The following is a 19,955-nucleotide window of genomic DNA, read 5'->3' as shown; positions in this document are numbered from 1 at the left end:
TATAGGTATAAAACTACTTTAGTACTGCTTGCCTCTATCCTAACAATATCTCAGGCAAATGCAGTGACTGTCTACTTAGAAAAAGACAAAACAGAAGATCAAGTAAAAACCTCCAAAATTACCGGTAAGGTAAAAGATGCTAATGGTAACCTACCTGGGGTATATGTATCGGTAAAAGATACCAATAAAGCTACCTCAACTGATCTAGAAGGTAACTTCTCAATTGAGGTAGCTAAGGGACAAACCTTAGTATTTTCAATGATTGGATTTAGAGATTATTCAATTATTTATAATAATCAAAGTATTGTAAATGTAACTCTAAAACAAGACACAAGTACACTAGATGAAATCGTCGTTAATGCGGGGTACTACTCTGTAAAAGATAGGGAGCGTACAGGAAGTATTGCTCGTGTAACCGCTAAAGATATTGAACATCAGCCTGTAGTAAATCCACTTCAAGCCTTACAAGGGAGAGCTCCGGGAGTTAATATAACTGACTTAACAGGTATACCAGGAGGAGGTGTTGACATTGAAATTAGAGGGCAGAACTTTATGGGAAGTAAATCAACAGGAAGAAATACTCCTTTCTATATAATTGATGGGGTTCCTTTTTTTACGGATAAAATTGGCGGACAAGGAAAACTTTCAGGAACAATATTTAATGGCTTAATAAGCCCTTTAAATGCTATTAACCCAAATGATATTGAAAGTATTGAGATTTTAAAAGATGCAGATGCAACCGCTATTTATGGTTCACGAGGAGCAAATGGAGTTATATTAATCAACACAAAAAAGGGAACCCAATCTAAAACTAATTTTACAGCTTCATCTGCTGTAGGTTTTAGCAAAGTTCCAAAGTTTCTTAACATGATGAATACCCATCAGTATATCAAAATGCGAGAAGATGCTTACGCAAACGCTGGTAGAGACATACCTGCAAATGCCTTTGATATCAATGGAGCTTGGGATAGAAATAGGTATACCAATTGGCAAAAAGAACTAATTGGTGATACAGCTAATATGCAAGAAGTATCATTAGGCGTAAGAGGAGGAAATGAATTCTCAAACTTTAATATCAATTATTCACATAACGAAAACACCACAGTTTTTCCAACAGATAAAGGGTACAAAAGGAACTCTTTTATAGCTAGTTATAATCATAAAAGTAAAAATAGAAGACTTTCTGTAAACTCTTCAACTTTATACTCTGATCAAACAAATAATCTTCCAACAGAAGATTTAACTAAACAATCATTAACGCTTGCTCCAAATGCACCTAAGCTATACAACGAAGATGGTAGCTTAAATTGGCAAAATAAAACATGGATGAATCCACTGGCTCAACTCAATAGCCATTACGAAAATAAAACTACAACAATCGTAATTAATTCAAATATCTCATATAATCTAATAAAAAATCTTTCAGTAAAATTAAATATAGGGTATACTTCAAATCAATTAGAGGAAAGAAAAATTATCCCACATACAATCTTTAATCCCGCATTTAATTTAACAAGCGAACGTTCTGAATCGTATTACTCCAATCAGAATTTAAAAAATTTCATACTAGAACCTCAAATAAACTATTTAATACCTAAAGGCAAACACTTAATTAGTGTTTTATTAGGGTCTACTTACCAACAAAACAACTTAGAATCAACCAGACTCACTGGTAAAAATTTCACATCCAATGCTTTTATAAATAACATTGGTGCTGCAAAAGAAAAAATCGTCTACCCTATAATTAATAATCAATATAAGTATGCTTCTATTTTTACTAGAATTAATTATTCTTATGGCAGTAAGTATCTAATCAACTTAACTGGTAGACGTGATGGATCTAGTAGGTTTGGTGCAGACAATAAATTTGGAAACTTTGGTGCTATTGGTGCTGCATGGATTTTTTCTCAAGAACCATTTATGGAAAACCTCCCTTGGCTTTCTTTTGGAAAAATTCGCTCTAGTTACGGGGTTACAGGTAGTGATAATATTGGAGACTATGCCTATTTAGACACTTATAGTGTTGGCCAAATCTATAATGACTACCCAACATTAAATCCTACAGCTTTATTTAACCCTAAATATAAATGGGAAAAAACAAAGAAGTTTGAAATTGCAACTGAACTTAGCTTTTTCAATGATAGAATAAACACATCAATAGCATATTACAACAATAGATCTTCAGACCAATTAGTAGGATTAACCCTTCCAAGTACAACAGGGTTTTCCAGCATTACATCGAACTCACCAGCTACTGTAGAAAATAAAGGGTGGGAGTTTTCTGTATTCAGTCAAAATATAAAAAAGAAAAACTTTTTATGGTCTAGTAGCTTTAATTTATCATTTCCAAGAAATAAATTGGTTGCCTACCCTGGTCTTGAAGAAGGAACTCAAAGCAGCTTCTACGTAATAAGACAACCTCTTAATATTATTAAACTATATGATTATCAAGGATTAGACCCTGAAACAGGGAACTTCTTATTTAAAGATTATAATAACGATGGTAAAATAACATCTGCTGATAAACAACTTATTAAAAGTTTAGCTCCTAAATTTATTGGTGGATTACAAAATATGGTTTCTTATAAAAACTTATCATTAGATTTTTTATTCTATTTTACAAAAAAAGAGAACTACAATATCAATAGATATTATAGTTCCCCAGGAGCTGGCATTCTAAACCTTCCAGAGGTTATGGTTGATTATCATTCCGATACCAACCCAAATGCTTCTTATATGCCGGCTAATATTGGAAACCCAAACAATGCCCTATTACAGCCATATTTAGAGAGTACTGCCACTATTTCAGATGCATCTTTTATTAGACTAAAAAACATCTCATTAACTTATAATTTAAGTATACCTAAATTAAAAATAGATTCATTAAAACTTTATATACAAGGACAAAATCTTTGGACAATTACAAACTACAAGGGTATTGATCCTGAGTTTAGAATATTCAATTCACTACCACCATTAAGAACAATATCTTTTGGTACACAAATAACATTTTAAATTAAAAATCATGCATACAACAAAAAATAAATATCGTCAATCAATTCTATTATTGATGCTAACTATATTATTGTCCATCTCATGTGAAACAATGATTGAAGTTGATCCTCCTACTGATAGAATTGACCAATCAGAAATATACAAAGATATCGCAACTGCAAAAGCTGCCTTAAATAATCTTTACTTCAAATTTGCAGTATCAACTACTTTCAATAAATCAAACCCAGGGACTAGTTTTAATCTTAGCCTATATACTGATGAGTTAGATTTTTATGGTACAAATAGTTCTACTATGGATATTTACGAGAATAATATTTCTGATATTCACACGACTAATAATAATTGGTGGAATACCTCATATCATGATGTTTATACTATCAACGCATTCATAGAAGGAGTCAGAAATTCAACACTATTAGATAATAACTTCAAAGAATTAGCTCTAGGTGAAGCATATACGCTAAAGGCCTTATACTATTACTACCTCACAATACTTTATGGAGATATACCATATACATCTTCTACAGATTACAATACAAATAAAAATCTAAAAAAAATCTCTCATAATGAGGTAATGTTAAAAATAGAGTCAGATCTAAAAACTGCAATTGAACTACTTGACTACAGTTACAGAGATCCAAATAAATTCTATATAAATAAAGCCGTAGCAGAAGTATTACTTACAGAAATTCTAATTCAACAACAACGTTATGAGGAAGCTGAAAAAATTGCTAAAAACATATTAGATCAAGGTATCTACGAAATAGTTCCTGACCTTTCAAAAACCTTTAAAAAAGATGCTAGAAGTACTATTTGGCAAATTGCTCCAAGATATACTTCTGATATAACTTCTGAGGCATCTTTATACATTTTCTCAAACTTCACCTGGTATAGTGCTACAATGTCTCATGAACTTATAAATTCTTTTGATCAAAACGATCTAAGAAAAAAACACTGGGTTAAAAAAATAAATATAAACAATCAAGAATTTCATCAAGTCTATAAATACAAAAACCAACAAAATAACACAGATGAATTTTCGATTTTCTATAGAATTGAACAAATTTACTTTCACTTAGCATATAGCCAATATATGCAAGGTAAAAACAAAGAAGGTCTTGCCACTTTAAACTTTATACGTAACAATAGAGGATTAAGTGACCTCCCTGAATTAAATCATCAGGACTTTATAAAGTCATTCTTAAAAGAGAGTTCAAAAGAGTTTTTCACTGAAAATGGTAGACGATTTTTTGATCTTAAATTAACCAACCAATTAGCAATACTAAAAATAAATAAACCAAACTTTCAACCACATCATAACCTCTTTCCTATTCCGTATAGACAATTAGAAATAAATAAAAATTTGCTTCCTAACAATCCTGGTTACTAAATAAAAACATAAATGAATACAAAAATTTTTTTAATAAAGTGTGTATTAATATTTCTTTTCTCCTGCCAACAAGATAAAATGCAAGAAAACTTAAATTCAAAAACTAACTACACCAATGAAAACCTAGATGGAACAATTACCATACAAGGAATAGTAACTCTTAAAGGAAGTAATAAACCTCCTTTAGGGGTTACTACAATGAATGTTAAAAATAAATGGAACTATACCAAAGATTTTACTAGTGCCACATCAAAAAGAAAAAAAACAGCTTTTGGCGAAAATAAACGAGTGTTTGTAAGGCAAGACGGATATTATAGTATAACAATAAATAAATATGATACCCTAGTATTAATTCCAACTCCTTACCTCTATAAAAAGCCTAAAAACTTCATAGGACTTAATAAAAGTCAAAACCTAAATATTGAATTAGAACCATTGCCTTTAAATGTAATTCAGGAGTTCCAAAAGGAAAACTCTTTAGGTTACAATACTTTTTACAACCAATTAAAGACTATCAATCCTGATAGCTTAATTACAATTTCAGGTTCTGTTTATAATTCTATTACAAAAAAACCTTTAGAAAATATTCCTATTACAACTAGTTTTATAATCAATACAAATGGGGCAAGTACTTTTCATTTAACTAATAGGTATGGGCAATTTACAATAAACACTCCTAAAAAAAGCCATATTGTCATTAACGGAATAGATAGAAACTATATTGATTTTATTGCTAAAAACGACACCGTTATTAATTTAAATCTATAACACAATGCACAAACTATTAATAACTTTGATCTTAATACTTATGTTATCATATAATTCAAATGCACAGAAGGCACCAAACCACTTTTTCAAAGACTCGACTTGGAGTATGGCTAAACCGTTAGCGATTTCACCTGATGGTAAATGGGTCGTTATAGGAGAACATTATAATAACAATCCCAGAGCAAATAACACTTTCTTTATTAACACTGACTCACACCAAAAAATAGACCTGACTCATTTCAAAGAGTTCTATAATAATATACTTAATGAAGGCTTAGTAGTAGGAAGAGTTAATAAAGACCTTACAATTTACTCATTAAACAAGCAAGATTCCATCGTAAAAAAGAATATCGTAAACTTCGATACTTTCATCGATAAGACTATCGTTTATACCTTAGACACTAATAACGTATTTTCAGTCTATGAACTTAAAAAAGATCTTACAAAGACAAAAACACTGATTCAAAAAACTAATATAAAAAAATACTACTTAAATAATAGTAAAAATCATATTATACTGGTTAATAATGATAACGAACTACTTCATATTGATTCAAAGTCTATGAAAATCAAAAAATTACTTAACATCAGTGGTGAATTTTCGTATATAAAATGGAACTTTACTAATGATGCTTTTGCTATAAAAACAAATAACGTAGTAACATTAATAAACCTAACTAATTATGATATTAAATCTACTATCATAAATGAAGAAAATGAAATTGATAATTTTAAAATAAGTTTTTTTAGAAATAATGACATGTTTATAACCTACGAAACAAAAACAAATGAAAAAATTCCTCAGAGGGAACTTGTAGATATTTGGAAAGGGAACTCTAGATTAATTCTTCCAAGTAATTTTCAAGTAAAATATACAAAAAAATACAAAGCACATGTATTTAGCTATTTAAAAAACAACCTGACAGAATTAAACAGACATATTGATAATGAATATATTAACTTAGGGATTCCAAATCTACTACTCATATATAATCAGTTTGAATTTGAAGATTTCTCACAGATTACAGCTAATTCTGAATATTTTTTATTTGATATTACAAAAAAAAACAAATCAACTAGTCTTACCAAAGCATGGAATAATTCTTTTCAAACTTCATTAGATTCTCATTATATTTTCTACCCTAACAAGAATAATAAAACTTTAGAGCTTATTAATACAAAAACACTAAAAAAAGAACATATAACTAGTGTTCCTTACAATACAAAGCTATGGACAATAGATAATCAAACTATTTTATACTATAACAAAAACAAACTACTTACTTATAATTATGTAACTAAAAAATTTAAAACAATTGTTGAACTGGATAATTCACTTGATATTACTTCAATAATACATAACAAACCTAATGAACATAAGCTTGATTTAAAAAAATCATTTTACTTTACTGCGATCCATAACTTGGATAAAGACAACAACTATATCTTTTACTTTGAAAACAATAAAACTAAAACCGCTTTTCAAACTAAAGACTTAATAGACCTTGGAAGACTAAGTAAAAAACTAACAACATCAAACTCTGATAATCTTGTATTTTCAATTGAAAATCATAATATGCCACCAAAACTGATTAGATTAAATAAACAGAAAGCTGATACCCTGTTTAGTTCTAATATAAATGAAAAACTTTTTAATTGGAGAAAAAGTATCACTGTGCAGTATAAAGATAAGGATAATGTAATATTAAATGGTTTTTTACAATACCCTAAAAACTTTAATCCAAATAAAAAATACCCAATGATTGTTTATGTTTATGACTTATCATTTAGTGTTTCACCTAAAAATTTTATGATCCCAAAAAAAATTAGTGCTAAAAATGGTTTCAATAATGCTTTGTTTACAGAAAATGGATATTTCGTTCTTTTCGCTCAAACGCGTGTAACAGATAAAGGTCCAGGAATAAGTGCCGTAAACAACATTAAAAACCTGTTAAATAACACTTTAAAAAAGGAACCAAGTATAGATCATAATAACTTGGGGATATATGGTCACTCTTTTGGCGGTTACAAATCAAGCTTTATATCGGTTTCAACTAACTTATTCAAAGCATCTGTTTCTAACGCAGGAATACATGACATAGTTGGCGGATTAATGTATAGATATAGTAATAGTAGAAAAAAACCTGATTGGGTTAGAGCTGAAAGTGTACAACTAAATATGAAAGAAAAATACTCTCAGAACCCTCAAAAATACATTGATAATTCTCCTATACATCAAGCTCATAAGTCCCAAACAGCAATGCTTCTAATTACTGGTCTTCAAGATGAAAATGCCCATTGGTTAAATACTAGAAGAATGTTTATTGCTTTAAAAAGAGAGCAGAAACCTGTTATTGCACTTTTTTACAAAAATATTGGCCATAATGCAACAACAGAAAACCCTATAGAAAAATATGATATTGCAACTAAGGTATTACAATGGTTTGACTACCACTTAAAAGATAGTACTAAAACACCTTGGATAAGTAATGGACTGGATTATAACAAATATTCTCTTACACCTCTATAAATAAATAGGAGGCTCTCTCAAGCCTCCTTATTTTATTAAATATTATCATCACGATATAATTCAATATAATTTCCAAACTGATCTTTTCCCCATAACTCTCTCTGCATACCATCTACAATAGCTGTACATCTATCTTCTAAATTGGTATCTATTGAACATTCCCCTTCTTGAAAATCACCTACTTTTGTATAGATAAATTGATTAGTTAAAGGATCTAGATGTCTATAGAAAGCTTCTCCACTATAAGGATTTGAAGCTGTTATCTCTTGAGTAGTCTCGATATTTGATGCTTCAGTTTTCACCTCACTAGCATTCACTGAGAATGCACCTACAGCTAGCATTGCAATTAAAGCTAATGGAGCTAGTAGGTTTTTTATAAATTTTTTCATGATTTTAAATTTTAAATTTAAGCAAGTAGATTCTCTATCCACTGCTATTGATTATTGTTGGTTAGATTTTAAAGGTTAATAGATTTTATTGTGATAGCTGATTCTTTTGGCCACAAAGTATCAGTCCAGGTGATTTACAACCTTGAGCTATATAGGTTGTAATAGTTGCTTTTCGCTTTTAGAGAAACCTCCCTGTTTCCAGGTGATTTTCTAAAGCCAATACAATTATTATTTTATTACTCTACAAAGCTCTAAACTATTTTTGATCAAAGACTACAAAAAAAGGACATTCTACTACAAAAAAGGGACATTTCACTACAATAAAAGGACAAATACGCTTTTTTTCAATAAACTACCTTAATAAACGATAATCACTCGGAATGTATTTTTGATCTTTATTAAAAGCAATTATAAAGGCACTATAATTCTCATAACCTGAAATATAAGCTATCTGTGAGACTGTGTATTGGGTATAAAACAAAAGATAAAGACCTTTGAGTAGTCTTTGTTTTATATGATAGTCATAAAAAGTAGTGCCTATATAGTTTTTAAACTTTCGCTTAAAGGTTTTAGGGTGCATCGATATGATTTGACAATACTCACTGATTAGAATATTTCTTTTCTCTTGCTCTGTATATTGTAAATAATCACCATACAGCTTTTTATAATACTGCCTTTGTTTATTAAAAAACATACTACTATCCTCTCTTACCCTGCTAATCCCTTTAAAGGTAAGTGACCTTAACAAAACCCTGTCCGCTAGTTGTATTCCAAAGAAAATAACAGCTGATCTTTTCTTGCGAACAATAAAACTAAACGCTATTGCTTTTTTTGAAGTAGAACTTAGCGAGTCAAGGGAAGTTGTTTTGTTTTTAATTCGCTTTACTAAACGCTCTAGTTTCACGCCTGTGAACTTACTTTGACCATCTACAGGTTGCTCATCAGGCTTATTTAATTTAAATGTGAGCTTATCTAAACTTTCATTAGTATACTTCAGTGGAGAGTATAAACCTTTACTAAAAACAAAGTAAAAAAGCTTTTCAAGTATGGTCTCAAGGTTGCTTTCAAAAGTAGTTATACAAAAAGAATGTGTGTTTTCATTTTCTTTTTTTGTATAACCGCTTAAGAAAAACGCTATCGTTTCACTTAAATCCTTGATTAACGCAATACTCATAACCTTAATAAATATTAAAGTCTAAAAAGAGCTTCTTTGGGAGAACTTTCTAACTTATTACACTTTTATACCGTTTTTTATTTATTTTACTCATTTACAAAACATTACAAATTAAGCCCTTTTATATTTACTTTTCGCATAAAGCGATTATTTTAACATGGAAATCCAAAAATAAGTGGTAAGTTTTAACTCGAATTGCCTTACTAACACCAAACAACATAATTATTAACCACCAAAAAAACTCCCAATTATGGAATTAATCACTAATTCAAATGTTATTAAGCAAATTTCTGAATTGGAAAAGGATGTAACCTTTAAATCAGATCTAATCATCGAAGAGTCTCAAAGGATGATTAAGTTTCTCCAAAACCATTTACACTCTCTAAAGCTAAAAGTTTTAGAACAAGGCTTCTGCTCAGACCAACAAGAAATTGAATTCTACAAACACATTAAGCCCTATTTACTAGGTAAACTTATCTTCTACAACAAAGTCTACCGAATCGAGAGTCAGGCCCCCATAAACATGCTTAGTGTACAACAGCGCTACTACAACAAAAAACTAGATCAACTCATCGCAGAGAATAAAAACTATATCAATCACTCAGACTTCTATATTTACTACAAGTCTAAAAAAACTCACAATGATCATATCTACTTTAAAACCGGTAATATTGATTTACTATCTGGGGTAAATAGTATTGTCTTTGAAATTGATCCAAATTTCTCAACTCACTATGATTTTAAAATTGCAAAAATCCTTAGCTGTGAACAGTTAAGTGGTTATTTAAACCACCGGTTAAGTCAAATCAATAAATCTATCCAAGCTAATCAGCACAGCTCCAATAGTCAAAGTATTACTTGGACAGAGTCACAGTCTTCACTAGTGGAGCTGATATACGCCCTGTATACCAGTAACTCTTTAAATCATGGAAACGTTGATATAAAAACTATAGCTGATCTGTTACAAAATATGTTTAATGTAAATCTAAGTGATGTTCATCATTCGTTTCATCGTATGAAAACAAGAACAAAATCAAGAACCATGTATCTAGATAAACTAGCTACTGATTTACAAGAATATATGAACGATAGTTATAAATAAACAAACAAACAAACAAAGGAGACCATCTATTTTTTTAGTATGGTCTCCACTGCTATATACTACTACCCCTTATACCTCCCTTAGCTTTGGCTACTTTTTCATTTACCTCATCGTATAACCCGAAGGGATATTCCACTTCAAACTAAAGTGGTTGTAGGGTAAACCAAACAGTTTAGAAACTTTGACTACTACTCCTATAAACTTAGCTAAACTATATTAGGGAATTTTAAAGGTATCTTCTTTAAGTTCAGCTAACCATTTTGGATCTAACTTAGCATCCCCTTAGTAAGGCTTAAAAAACAATCACTTTTTTATCTACCTTCAAAATTGCATTACCCCTTAGTAAAGCCTAACACTTATTTTATTAACCAGATAAAGCGAACTGTTATCACTGATTTAGTTTTTTAAAATTCATCTGTTATAAAATTACCCTTTAAAAGGTATTTTCTTATAAATATATCAAAGGTAATTTTGCTCCAAATTAAACTAGTTAATACGCAGTAATACTTGGTTAATATACCAGCTGTATTCTATGGATTATCCACGTATTTATTCTAGGTTATCACAAAACAATTATAATAAATCAAATACACACTCATGAAAAAACTATTTACCTTATTAGCCTTATCCGCGCTATTATTTACCGGACTGTCATGTAGCAGTGATGACAATGCTTTGGCTGTCACTCCACCTGTCGAAGAAGAAATACCACCTGTAGTTGTAGATCCTAAAGATCAAGTCACATTTCTACCGCATCTTGTAGAAGTAGAAACAGGAACCACGGTGCGTTTCGCTGTGATGCTTGGTAAGCAAGCCACGGTGGATTTTGACTTATATGTCAACCAAGTCAAACAAGACACTACAGCCTATACCTTTGACAAAGTGGGAACATATATCGTTGTGGCTAAAAAAGAAGGCTATAAAGATAGTAATGAGCACAAGATCACTGCCATGGACAAACTTATTGTTTCTCCTAAGGTGGAATCAGAAATTGTAGAGGGTACAATGGTGGAGTTCACCGTAAAAACCCTTGATGGTACCCTGATCGAAGGTGCTGATATTTTGCTCAATAATCAAAAAGTAACTACCCCGTGGAAAGCCGTGGCTGGAAACTATGATTTAAGAGCAAGTAAACAAGGGTATATCAAAAGCGAACCAACTAAAATAACGGTAAAACAAATGCCTGCATTGTTTATTACTAATGAGACCAGTAATAATATTATAGAAGCAACACAGGTGTTGTTTGAAGTGGTTTCTAAAGATGGTAGGCCAGTTGAAGGTGTGGAGCTATTTATCGGAGATAATCCTATCACAAATCCGTGGAAAGCAACGGTTGGGACCCATCAAGTCATAGCTAAAAAACAAGGGTACCAAGATAGTAAACCTTTCCAGATTATAGTAATTGCAAAACCTAAGGCTACAGGACATATTTATTTTGAAAACAAAAGATTTGAAACAGACCACACTGAATTAGCCTTTGTAGGGTTTAAAACGATACATCATGGAGATCCTACCCAATATGCTGTTTGGAGAGAAACCACTATCAGTACCGATAAAACAGGTCGTTGTGAAGTTTTTTTTGCAACTCCTGCCATTGTAAATGAAGACTTTACCTATACAGCTATTGATCCTTCTATGACAAAGGATATCACTTGGATGGAGGTTAATGTTTACATAAATAATAGACGCGTATTTGCATACGGTATAAAAGAACAAATCAAAGGAAGATACAGGATTATTGGTTCCGATCGTCCTTATTATATCAATGCTGAGTACTTCGTAGAAATCAAAGACGGTACTAAATTACTCTTTTCTCAGAGATTCAACGGTGAACGAAAAGTATATAACTATACCTTTAACCTATAGGTAGAAGTATTACTTTAAGTAGTTACTCTATTATAAGCTACAAGTAGTAAGTAGCTTTGATTTTAAAACTTATAAAAAGACTAGTGGTTACACATTGTTAATCACTAGTTTTTTTGATTTATCACTATAAATGATCTCTTAGATTAAAAAATCAATCATTACGAAATGGACATCGTTTGTCTGTAGATATAGATTTGTTTAGTGATGCCCTGTATGGTTCTATTAATTTTAAAGCTGTTGATGAGTTCGTCGAGAAAACATTTCCCTACCACCATCATTTTTCAAATCTTGATCCGGCAATGGGTAAATCTTACAGTGTGGACACAGATAACAATAATGTGGTAAAATTAGATGTGTTTTATACGGATACTTTTATACAACCACCTTTGATTGTGGATGAAATCAGAATGACTACTACCGAAGAAATCATTGCCATGAAAATTGATGTGGTACAACGTATAGGTCGTAAAAAAGATTTTAGCACTGAAACAATGTCCTCAGCTGTCTTTAAAATAGAAAACAATCAGGCTTTATGGCTAGATCTGATTGAGAAATGGTTGTAACTAGTCTATTAGAAACAATTATATTCTTTTCGATTAAACTGTTTAGGAATAACATTATTAAACGACTTTAAACTAAAAGACAATGCGTGAAATATCACTGCATTGTCTTCCAAATAAGCTATTTAGTAACAATATATCAGACATTAGGATGTTTTAGATAAGTTGCTTTCAATATAATAGGCTTGTTAATACATCACCCCAATTAATCAATATCTACTCTACCTCTTCTACCTCATATATCTCTACTTCTGGTTCAAGCTCCTCTGGGGTCACAACGTACTGAATCGCATCGACAAACTCTCCGTTTTCGTACCAACGCTCTTGGGATTGAACTCCATTGATATATTCATTTTCTTGTATTTTTAGAGGGTTAAACGGATAGTTTTCATATATGGTTTCAACTCCTTGTTTTTTACCCGCTTGGTAATTCGTGGTAATTAACTCTCCAGCTTTGTAACTATAAGTCAACCCATCATAAGGTTTGCCTTGTCTAAAGGTTACACTTGATGTAATATTTCCCAATACGTCGTAAAAATCTGCTTGATTATTAGTATAGTCCATCGAGCTGAATAAAAAGTGCATGCGCGTGTCGGAGATTGAATCTATCGCTTCTACATAAAACTCGTCTTTGACTAGATTGCCTTTATCGAAACTTTGCACTCGTTTTTTTTCAAAACTATCGTAAAACCAAACCTTCGTTCCTGAGTTTGTTTCATTATCATATTCCCCTAAAAGCCTTTCTTGGGTATCGTAAAACTCAGTTTTATACATCGCTGATTCCCCTTCCTCTATGTGATAGTGACTAACTTCTTTAAGCGAGCCTGTTGGGTAATACTCTTTTTGCTTGACCCTTTTTTCATCCTTATAAAAAACTTCTTTTCTCAACTTAAAAGGGTACTCAACCGATGGGATATAAGACGCACTATATACCTTTTGGGCGTCTTTATAGCCTATCTTTGCCCTAATTTTTTCATTTCTTAATTCGTAGAAAACACCCTCTATAGGAATAAGCTTATTATCTTTTACTTGGTAGGATAGTGTTCCGATAGCATTGCCCTGTTGGTCAAAGTAAAAATAGTGATCCGGTGTCATTATCTCAAAGACCTCTGCTGTGTTTGGATAGAAGAGAATTTTCTTTATTTGCTTTCCCTTTTTAAACTTATACAAAGCTCCTTGATCAAAAAAAGAACCGCTATAAGGGATTTCTTGTTTTGTTAATTCAAGGGTGTATCGCTCTTTTGAAATAGGGTGAAAAGTAAAGGTTTGTCTTCTTCTACCCTTTTTATCATAGGTAAAGCCTCCAAATAAAACACCATCAGGAGCATAGATATAGCGTTCCCCTTGAAAGATCAATTCATTGTTTGCTCTAACGGCTTTACCCCTTGCATGAAGACCTCCGTTTAGATAGTAATCCTCTACTTCAACCACTGAGGAATTGGGCTCTGAAGTGATTACTTTATAGAATTGCGCCTCATTTTTACGTACAAGATTTAGCTCGTCTATGTTTTTTACATATAATGTATCCACTTTTTGAGCATAGATTACTGCGCTAAACAACATCAAACAAAGCAGCGATAACGTCTTTTTCATTGGGGTTAGATTTAGTTTTGTATTGCTAATATAAAAAACTATAAATTGACAATCAACACCTTAAATCAATTGAATTTCCACCAAAGTAATCTCCTTGGCTTATACCGAGTTATCCAATAGATAAAGTAACACATCGCTCTAGCGTACAACTACCTGTGACAAACGTACTAGTTCACCTGGGGATAAGCTTGAGCAAGGTTATTTGCTAAGGCCATTATAGCTTGTTTTGCTTTTAATGGAGCTAACCAGTGGGAAGGAATACTATTGTATCCATACAAAACACCTGCTAAAGCCCCTGTAATAGCAGCATTAGTATCTGTGTCTTTGCCCAGGGCGATAACCTCTAAAATAGCCTGTTTATAATCACTAGTGCGCAATAAAGTATGTAGGGCTATTTCTAAACTACCCACAACAAAACCACGATTGTTAAACAAACTAGGATCCAACTGTGTAAAGTCATCTGAGAAAATACGACAAAAATAAGGATCGCTGTTATAAGTCTGTTTAAGGGTTTGTTTTAATTGTTGATACGCTTTATCAGCGTCTTTTGTCAAGATTAAATACTCGGCAAAACACAGGTAAATATAACACGCATCTACAGCTATTTTATGCCCGTGAGTAAGGCTAGAAAAATCACTGATATAAGTGTATTTATCAGTGATTGTATTATCGTATAACAAAGGAAAAACAAGAGGAGCTATGCGCATTAGTGAACCATTTCCATTGTCTCTTTCATTTCGCATCCCACAGCTTTTCCAGTCACTTCCATAAGCATAATTCTCAATGGCAAAAAGGGTAGTTCGCCCAATATCAAATGTATCCCCATCAGCAGTCCAATACCCTTGTTTCATCCAATCGTTGAACCGCTCCATCAAATCATCTAAATTGCTCTCTTTATTTGCTAAATACTCTGCGGTACAAAACGTAAGAGACGAATCATCACTGAAAGTTCCTACGGGTTTATGCCAGGAACCAAAACTGGTTAACCGGTTGGGATGATCGCTATAGTTAGACTCAACAGATACTAAGTCTATTTTGTCTGGGTACTTAAACTCTACTGGTACTCCAAGGGCATCTGCTACAGCTACCCCAAAGAGGATATCTTGGGCTAAATTGGACATGTTTTCTACTTTTTAAAGGATTGATCTGTAAAGGTAGATTATAGCATTTGAAAGCCGAAATCTCTAGAAAAGATTTTTATAACTTTCCTGTTTCAATCCCTATAGCCTGGTTTAGCTCTAATGCTATTTGATTAAGTACTTAGCCAAAAGATTGAGGTTTGTTTGTTTAACCACGCAAAACCTACAACCTTTGTTTATTTTTCAAAAGTCAATACAATTTCAATGGTATCATTGCTTATAATTTTGATATTGCCTTCTGGATTAACTCCCTGTTAGACTTACTAACTCCAAAGTTTTCAGACAAACTTGTCCATCTAGCAAGTGCCGAATGAGTTTGTTCAATAACACTTTCTATAAAATCTTTTGACAACTTAGCTTCTAAACCTAATTTAGTAAGGTGCTTAATACTTATATTTTTTCCTTCCCCCATGACCATTGTACTTTGTTCTCCTCCTGGACCGCTTGAAAAAGTTAAATCATAAGCAGGGGATAATTTCCATTGGCCAAATTCATTCATCAGAAATGTAAAATTTTTGGAGTGATCATCTCGATTGTGTGCCATCACATTAAAAACTGCTAATCGAAACATCTTTTTTACTTCACAAATATCTCTGGTTAATACACCTGTCAATGATAATAAATCCTCATAATCAAGAGATGGAAATCTAAAATTATTATGTAACAAACCGCTAGCGGTATGCATGTGCAGCCTTCTTTTACCATCTCTATCAAATCGTTTTACCGCAAAATAGCCATTTCCTTTTTTAGAAGGAAACAAATGGATGGTTGGCATTTCAATTCCAGCATCTAATGCCATTAATGCATAAATGTATTCTATTGTACCAGCATCAATTCCATCTTGCGAATTTGGAAATTTCACCATCCAAGGTTCAAAATCATCACTTAACTGATCTGTGCCGTGTAGTATATTTTTTCGTCCAGAATCAACACCAATCAATGCTTTAGGTCTCGCTCCGGCAGAAGATCCATTCAAAGCCAAGAGTTCTGCAATCACATCTTCTGATTCCCCTTCCAAAACTTCCTGGGTATGTGTAGCCAAAATATCCAAATCAATCATCTCATCGTTTCTATTTAGGCTTTGATCCGGTTGATAAACTAAAGCACCCAAACCGTTTAATCCAACAGACGCTAAACGATCAAGTGGTGAAATGACTGAGGGAGAAATCCCTTCCCTACGGAGTAAACGATCAAAAAGCAACCTTCCCCAACCATCTGGCAAACTATCGTTGAAAACCCCAGCTAAACCCTCAAAAGGACTTTTTGAAAGTTCTACCACACCAGTTTGTAAAGGAAGCTTTAAAGGCGAAATTTCTAAATTGCTAAGTAAAAAAGCTTCATCATATTCAAAATAAATAGTGCTATTACGAATTGCTAAGCGTCCAACGGACTGAACTCCAGAACCGAAATTCAACCCTACTTTTATTTCTTTAACAGCTGTTTTCATTTTCTTTTACCTCTCTTTCTTGTTGTTTTTTCTTCTGGTTTTAGCACTTCATCTATAGATTTGAAATGTTGCTGCTTAGGTTTTAAAGCATCTACTATCTCTTCTAATCCGCCAACAACCGACAGGATTTTTAACAATGAATCTAAAGAAATCGAACCCTTTTGTTCAAACTTTCTCAATGTTGATAGTGGTACATCGGCTCTCTGAGACAAACCTTCTTGAGTGAGTTCCATCTGTAATCGTCTCTCGCGGATGCTTTCAACAATCTTTCTTTGTACTTTAGACAATGATATAAGTAACATTATTATGATATTTATGAGTGTATTATAACTACAACTAACACTATAGTATTACAAATATACGAAAAAACAATATTGTAACCTAAAGAGATTCAATCAGAAAGAACATTTGATATTCCTTTAGATACTACATCTGATTTTGTAAACGAAACTCCAATTAATAAGGATCTGAATCCTTTGTCTACCGCTAAAATACCCAGTGAATATTTACAAAACACTCTTCACACCACTACTCTTTACAATTAAAAAAATATATTTTATCGAAAAACAATAAAAAAACATTGAATTACATAGAAAATTATAGTATTATTGTGACTGATTTAAAAGTCAACCGAAAAAACACCAATAGTTAATTATGATAATTTTATGAAAAGACAAACAAGAAAAGTAGTTCTAGGTATGCTAGCCAGCCTTACAATGGTAGCTATAAGCAGTTGTTCTTCTGATGACAATACAATAGAAGAAAAACCAATTGTAAAACCGGCAGAAAAAGCAACCGTAGAACTAGCTGTAAAAGATGTAACAGAAACCTCTGTAACCTTCTCTGTTAATGCTACTAACGCAACTAACGTTTCTTACTACCTCATAAAAGCTGATCAAAATGGCGATGCGCCAGTGATTACTCAAGAAGAAATCTTCTCTAAAGGAACAGCTTTAACCAGTTGGGAAGCGCCTATTGAAGTTACAGATTTAGAAGATCAAACAAAGTACTATATTTTTGCAGCAGCTAAAAATAAAGACGGGGTTATAACCCTTATAGAACAACCGATCTCGGCTACCACACTGCAAAAAATAGATGTCTCTATCCAGCTATCAGATATTGATTCTACCCATGAGCGCGTTATTTTCACCATTACCCCTGATGGAGCAAAGACCATTAGATACAAAGTGGTAGAAAAAACTACGCCCGAATTAACCGTTGATCAGGTATTAGAACAAGGAAGTAACATTATGAATGTGAAAGCTCCAGTAACACTAAAACCTAAAGGATTTAAACCAGAGACTGAGTACACAATCTATGTAGCGGCTGTGTCCTTAACGGGAGCAAAACTATTAAAAACTGCTCAGGCTAAAACCAAAAGTGCTGACGATGCCACCGATGATGGAACCATCGTGTTTACAAATGTTGAGTTTACCTCAAGTCTAGAAGAAAAAGCTGGACAGAAGCTAGCATATTACACCCTTCACTTTAAAAACACAAAGTGGCAAGCAAGATTTCAACTTGGTGCGCTAAGTTCTAATGCAGACGAAATTAAAGAAGGTAAGTATATCTTATCCTCTAAAAGAGACCCAGGTAACCCAGGCCCTGAGCGTATAGCGGATAACTTTGAAGTAATAGATCTTCAAACCAATCAAGTAGTTAAGGATATTGATTATGGAGATATCATTGTGACCAAAGAAAACGGTAGTTATAAAATAGCTATTGACATGGTTAAACTGGATATTAAAAATCCACGTTTCAAGGGCGTTTTCCAAGGTAACCCAGTAAAGAAATAGACCATCTTATTATAAGAATTTATTTAGTTAGTTAATGTATGTAGGTTATAAAGTTTATAACCGAAGAATTAAAGAATGCTATTTCATAATTGATTTAGCATTCTTTTAATAGGTATCTTAACGAAAACTGAACATTAGTTAAGCAGCTTTATTATTATTTACTTAAAATGTCCTTTTAATTCTTCCGACTGAAACAATAACTCCATTTCACACATTGCTTTTGTCGGATTTTGATTATCGAATTTACCAAGTGCAATTGAGTTTTAACATTTGTAAATACCAAACTTCTGTTTCACCATCTACTACGATAGCGAAAGCAGGATTCGACTTAGGTAAAATTTTTCTTGGCTATCTCATAAGTCTAAATCAATAAACGTGTCACTCAAATTTGGTGTTCCACTTAATTTACCACTTTTGTAAGCATTTAGAATATTTGTTGTATTTCGAACAACAGAACTATCAAAATCAGCTAATGAATAAAGTTCAGTAGAGCAACTATCTTGTTTATCTGTGAACCATATAGCATCATTCCTAAAAATATCTTTATTGTCTAAAATTTCCCGGTTATGCGTAGTTGCAATGATTTGAGAGTTTTTAGAGTTCAAAAGAAAAGAAAGCAGAAAGTGTAAATATAAATCAGGGTGTAATGATGTTTCTAATTCATCAATTGGAAATGATGTTGATTTTTTGATTAACAAGGCTAATATCCCAGAAAAACCATAGTAACGTCTTGTTCCTTGCGATTCTAATTCTAATGGAAGGGTATACTTTGTATTATTTACAGTATGTTCAAATTCAACATTTACAGCAGTTACTGTACCTTTTTCTTCTAACTCTTTAATTTTATCATTTGATGCTTTAACTTGCTTTTTTAAAAATTCAATCAGACCATCAGGAANAGGTTATTATAACCTTGTTCTTCATTTATAGCTGTATAAATAGGTTTAAGATCTGCTGCAACCGCCTTCTTATCTTTATGAGGTACAAATCGCAAACTAGTTCTTATTTGATGTACAATACACAGCTGTACTTGTGTTCTTGGAAATACAGCTTAAATGGCTTCTGGAAAGCCTTTTAAGCCATCTACACAGGCTACAATAATATCTTGACCCACGCTTTTTAACTCAGTTAAAACATGTAGCCAGAACGTAGCACCTTCTGTTTCTGCTAGATAAACACCAAGTAA

15 protein-coding genes and 1 pseudogene are annotated in these 19,955 nt (G+C 32.3%); 8 read left to right on the top strand and 8 right to left on the bottom strand.

What is annotated here, in order from left to right; translation table 11 throughout:
- Positions 1-24: 24 nt before the first annotated feature.
- The 4 genes from GJV77_RS13470 to GJV77_RS13455 all read left to right on the top strand — a co-directional run bounded on the left by GJV77_RS13470 (position 25) and on the right by GJV77_RS13455 (position 7,703).
- On the top strand, positions 25-3,015 hold the full coding sequence (locus tag GJV77_RS13470) for a SusC/RagA family TonB-linked outer membrane protein (protein WP_240142882.1): 2,991 nt from the start codon (positions 25-27) through the stop codon (positions 3,013-3,015).
- Between the two features lie 10 nt (positions 3,016-3,025).
- Complete coding sequence (locus tag GJV77_RS13465) at positions 3,026-4,405, top strand: RagB/SusD family nutrient uptake outer membrane protein (protein ID WP_155036862.1); 1,380 nt, start codon at positions 3,026-3,028, stop codon at positions 4,403-4,405.
- Positions 4,406-4,417: 12 nt separating this feature from the next.
- Positions 4,418-5,173, top strand: a complete 756-nt coding sequence (locus GJV77_RS13460; protein ID WP_155036861.1) for a hypothetical protein — start codon at positions 4,418-4,420, stop codon at positions 5,171-5,173.
- A 106-nt stretch (positions 5,174-5,279) separates the two neighbouring features.
- Positions 5,280-7,703: an alpha/beta hydrolase family protein gene (locus GJV77_RS13455; protein WP_162521632.1), complete on the top strand. Its 2,424-nt coding sequence runs from the start codon at positions 5,280-5,282 to the stop codon at positions 7,701-7,703.
- 35 nt (positions 7,704-7,738) lie between these two features.
- Here the strand turns inward: GJV77_RS13455 and GJV77_RS13450 are convergent, their stop codons facing one another.
- The gene (locus GJV77_RS13450; RefSeq protein ID WP_155036859.1) at positions 7,739-8,092 is read right to left on the bottom strand and encodes a hypothetical protein; all 354 of its coding nucleotides are present in this window, start codon (positions 8,090-8,092) and stop codon (positions 7,739-7,741) included.
- Between the two features lie 352 nt (positions 8,093-8,444).
- Entirely contained in the window at positions 8,445-9,266 is an 822-nt protein-coding gene (locus GJV77_RS13445; protein ID WP_155036858.1) for a helix-turn-helix domain-containing protein, read from the bottom strand.
- Positions 9,267-9,516: 250 nt separating this feature from the next.
- On the opposite strand from GJV77_RS13445, the gene GJV77_RS13440 reads away from it, so the two are divergent.
- From GJV77_RS13440 to GJV77_RS13430, 3 genes are all read left to right on the top strand, one after another.
- Complete coding sequence (locus tag GJV77_RS13440; protein ID WP_155036857.1) at positions 9,517-10,368, top strand: RteC domain-containing protein; 852 nt, start codon at positions 9,517-9,519, stop codon at positions 10,366-10,368.
- Between the two features lie 597 nt (positions 10,369-10,965).
- On the top strand, positions 10,966-12,234 hold the full coding sequence (locus GJV77_RS13435) for a cupredoxin domain-containing protein (RefSeq protein ID WP_155036856.1): 1,269 nt from the start codon (positions 10,966-10,968) through the stop codon (positions 12,232-12,234).
- Positions 12,235-12,410: 176 nt separating this feature from the next.
- Entirely contained in the window at positions 12,411-12,797 is a 387-nt protein-coding gene (locus tag GJV77_RS13430) for a hypothetical protein (RefSeq protein ID WP_193563681.1), read from the top strand.
- A gap of 213 nt (positions 12,798-13,010) precedes the next feature.
- On the opposite strand, the gene GJV77_RS13425 is transcribed toward GJV77_RS13430, so the two are convergent.
- The 4 genes from GJV77_RS13425 to GJV77_RS13410 all read right to left on the bottom strand — a co-directional run bounded on the left by GJV77_RS13425 (position 13,011) and on the right by GJV77_RS13410 (position 17,275).
- Positions 13,011-14,387: a hypothetical protein gene (locus GJV77_RS13425; RefSeq protein WP_155036855.1), complete on the bottom strand. Its 1,377-nt coding sequence runs from the start codon at positions 14,385-14,387 to the stop codon at positions 13,011-13,013.
- Positions 14,388-14,554: 167 nt separating this feature from the next.
- Positions 14,555-15,508 (bottom strand): ADP-ribosylglycohydrolase family protein, encoded by a 954-nt coding sequence (locus GJV77_RS13420; protein ID WP_155036854.1) that lies wholly within the window; start codon positions 15,506-15,508, stop codon positions 14,555-14,557.
- Positions 15,509-15,743: 235 nt separating this feature from the next.
- Positions 15,744-16,973: a type II toxin-antitoxin system HipA family toxin gene (locus GJV77_RS13415; RefSeq protein WP_155036853.1), complete on the bottom strand. Its 1,230-nt coding sequence runs from the start codon at positions 16,971-16,973 to the stop codon at positions 15,744-15,746.
- Entirely contained in the window at positions 16,970-17,275 is a 306-nt protein-coding gene (locus tag GJV77_RS13410) for a helix-turn-helix domain-containing protein (RefSeq protein ID WP_155036852.1), read from the bottom strand. Before GJV77_RS13410 ends, GJV77_RS13415 begins: the two co-directional genes overlap by 4 nt.
- 363 nt (positions 17,276-17,638) lie before the next feature.
- Between GJV77_RS13410 and GJV77_RS13405 the strand changes: the two genes are divergently transcribed.
- Positions 17,639-18,769, top strand: coding sequence for a fibronectin type III domain-containing protein (locus GJV77_RS13405; RefSeq protein ID WP_155036851.1), 1,131 nt, complete (start codon positions 17,639-17,641; stop codon positions 18,767-18,769).
- Between the two features lie 353 nt (positions 18,770-19,122).
- On the opposite strand, the gene GJV77_RS13400 is transcribed toward GJV77_RS13405, so the two are convergent.
- Positions 19,123-19,653: an AAA family ATPase gene (locus tag GJV77_RS13400; RefSeq protein WP_394349985.1), complete on the bottom strand. Its 531-nt coding sequence runs from the start codon at positions 19,651-19,653 to the stop codon at positions 19,123-19,125.
- 29 nt (positions 19,654-19,682) lie between these two features.
- Positions 19,683-19,955, bottom strand: a pseudogene (locus GJV77_RS13395) (transposase); the annotation flags it as partial.

The sequence above is a fragment of the Myroides pelagicus genome (assembly GCF_009711055.1).
GTDB classification, from domain to species: domain Bacteria; phylum Bacteroidota; class Bacteroidia; order Flavobacteriales; family Flavobacteriaceae; genus Flavobacterium; species Flavobacterium pelagicum.
This window is presented reverse-complemented; position numbering and strand designations above follow the sequence as displayed.

Coding starts and splice junctions, on each gene's coding strand:
- GJV77_RS13465 (WP_155036862.1), top strand. CDS start 3,026: ATGCATACAACAAAAAATAAATATCGTCAATCAATTCTATTATTGATG.
- GJV77_RS13460 (WP_155036861.1), top strand. CDS start 4,418: ATGAATACAAAAATTTTTTTAATAAAGTGTGTATTAATATTTCTTTTC.
- GJV77_RS13455 (WP_162521632.1), top strand. CDS start 5,280: ATGGCTAAACCGTTAGCGATTTCACCTGATGGTAAATGGGTCGTTATA.
- GJV77_RS13450 (WP_155036859.1), bottom strand. CDS start 8,092: ATGAAAAAATTTATAAAAAACCTACTAGCTCCATTAGCTTTAATTGCA.
- GJV77_RS13445 (WP_155036858.1), bottom strand. CDS start 9,266: ATGAGTATTGCGTTAATCAAGGATTTAAGTGAAACGATAGCGTTTTTC.
- GJV77_RS13440 (WP_155036857.1), top strand. CDS start 9,517: ATGGAATTAATCACTAATTCAAATGTTATTAAGCAAATTTCTGAATTG.
- GJV77_RS13435 (WP_155036856.1), top strand. CDS start 10,966: ATGAAAAAACTATTTACCTTATTAGCCTTATCCGCGCTATTATTTACC.
- GJV77_RS13425 (WP_155036855.1), bottom strand. CDS start 14,387: ATGAAAAAGACGTTATCGCTGCTTTGTTTGATGTTGTTTAGCGCAGTA.
- GJV77_RS13420 (WP_155036854.1), bottom strand. CDS start 15,508: ATGTCCAATTTAGCCCAAGATATCCTCTTTGGGGTAGCTGTAGCAGAT.
- GJV77_RS13415 (WP_155036853.1), bottom strand. CDS start 16,973: ATGAAAACAGCTGTTAAAGAAATAAAAGTAGGGTTGAATTTCGGTTCT.
- GJV77_RS13410 (WP_155036852.1), bottom strand. CDS start 17,275: ATGTTACTTATATCATTGTCTAAAGTACAAAGAAAGATTGTTGAAAGC.
- GJV77_RS13405 (WP_155036851.1), top strand. CDS start 17,639: ATGAAAAGACAAACAAGAAAAGTAGTTCTAGGTATGCTAGCCAGCCTT.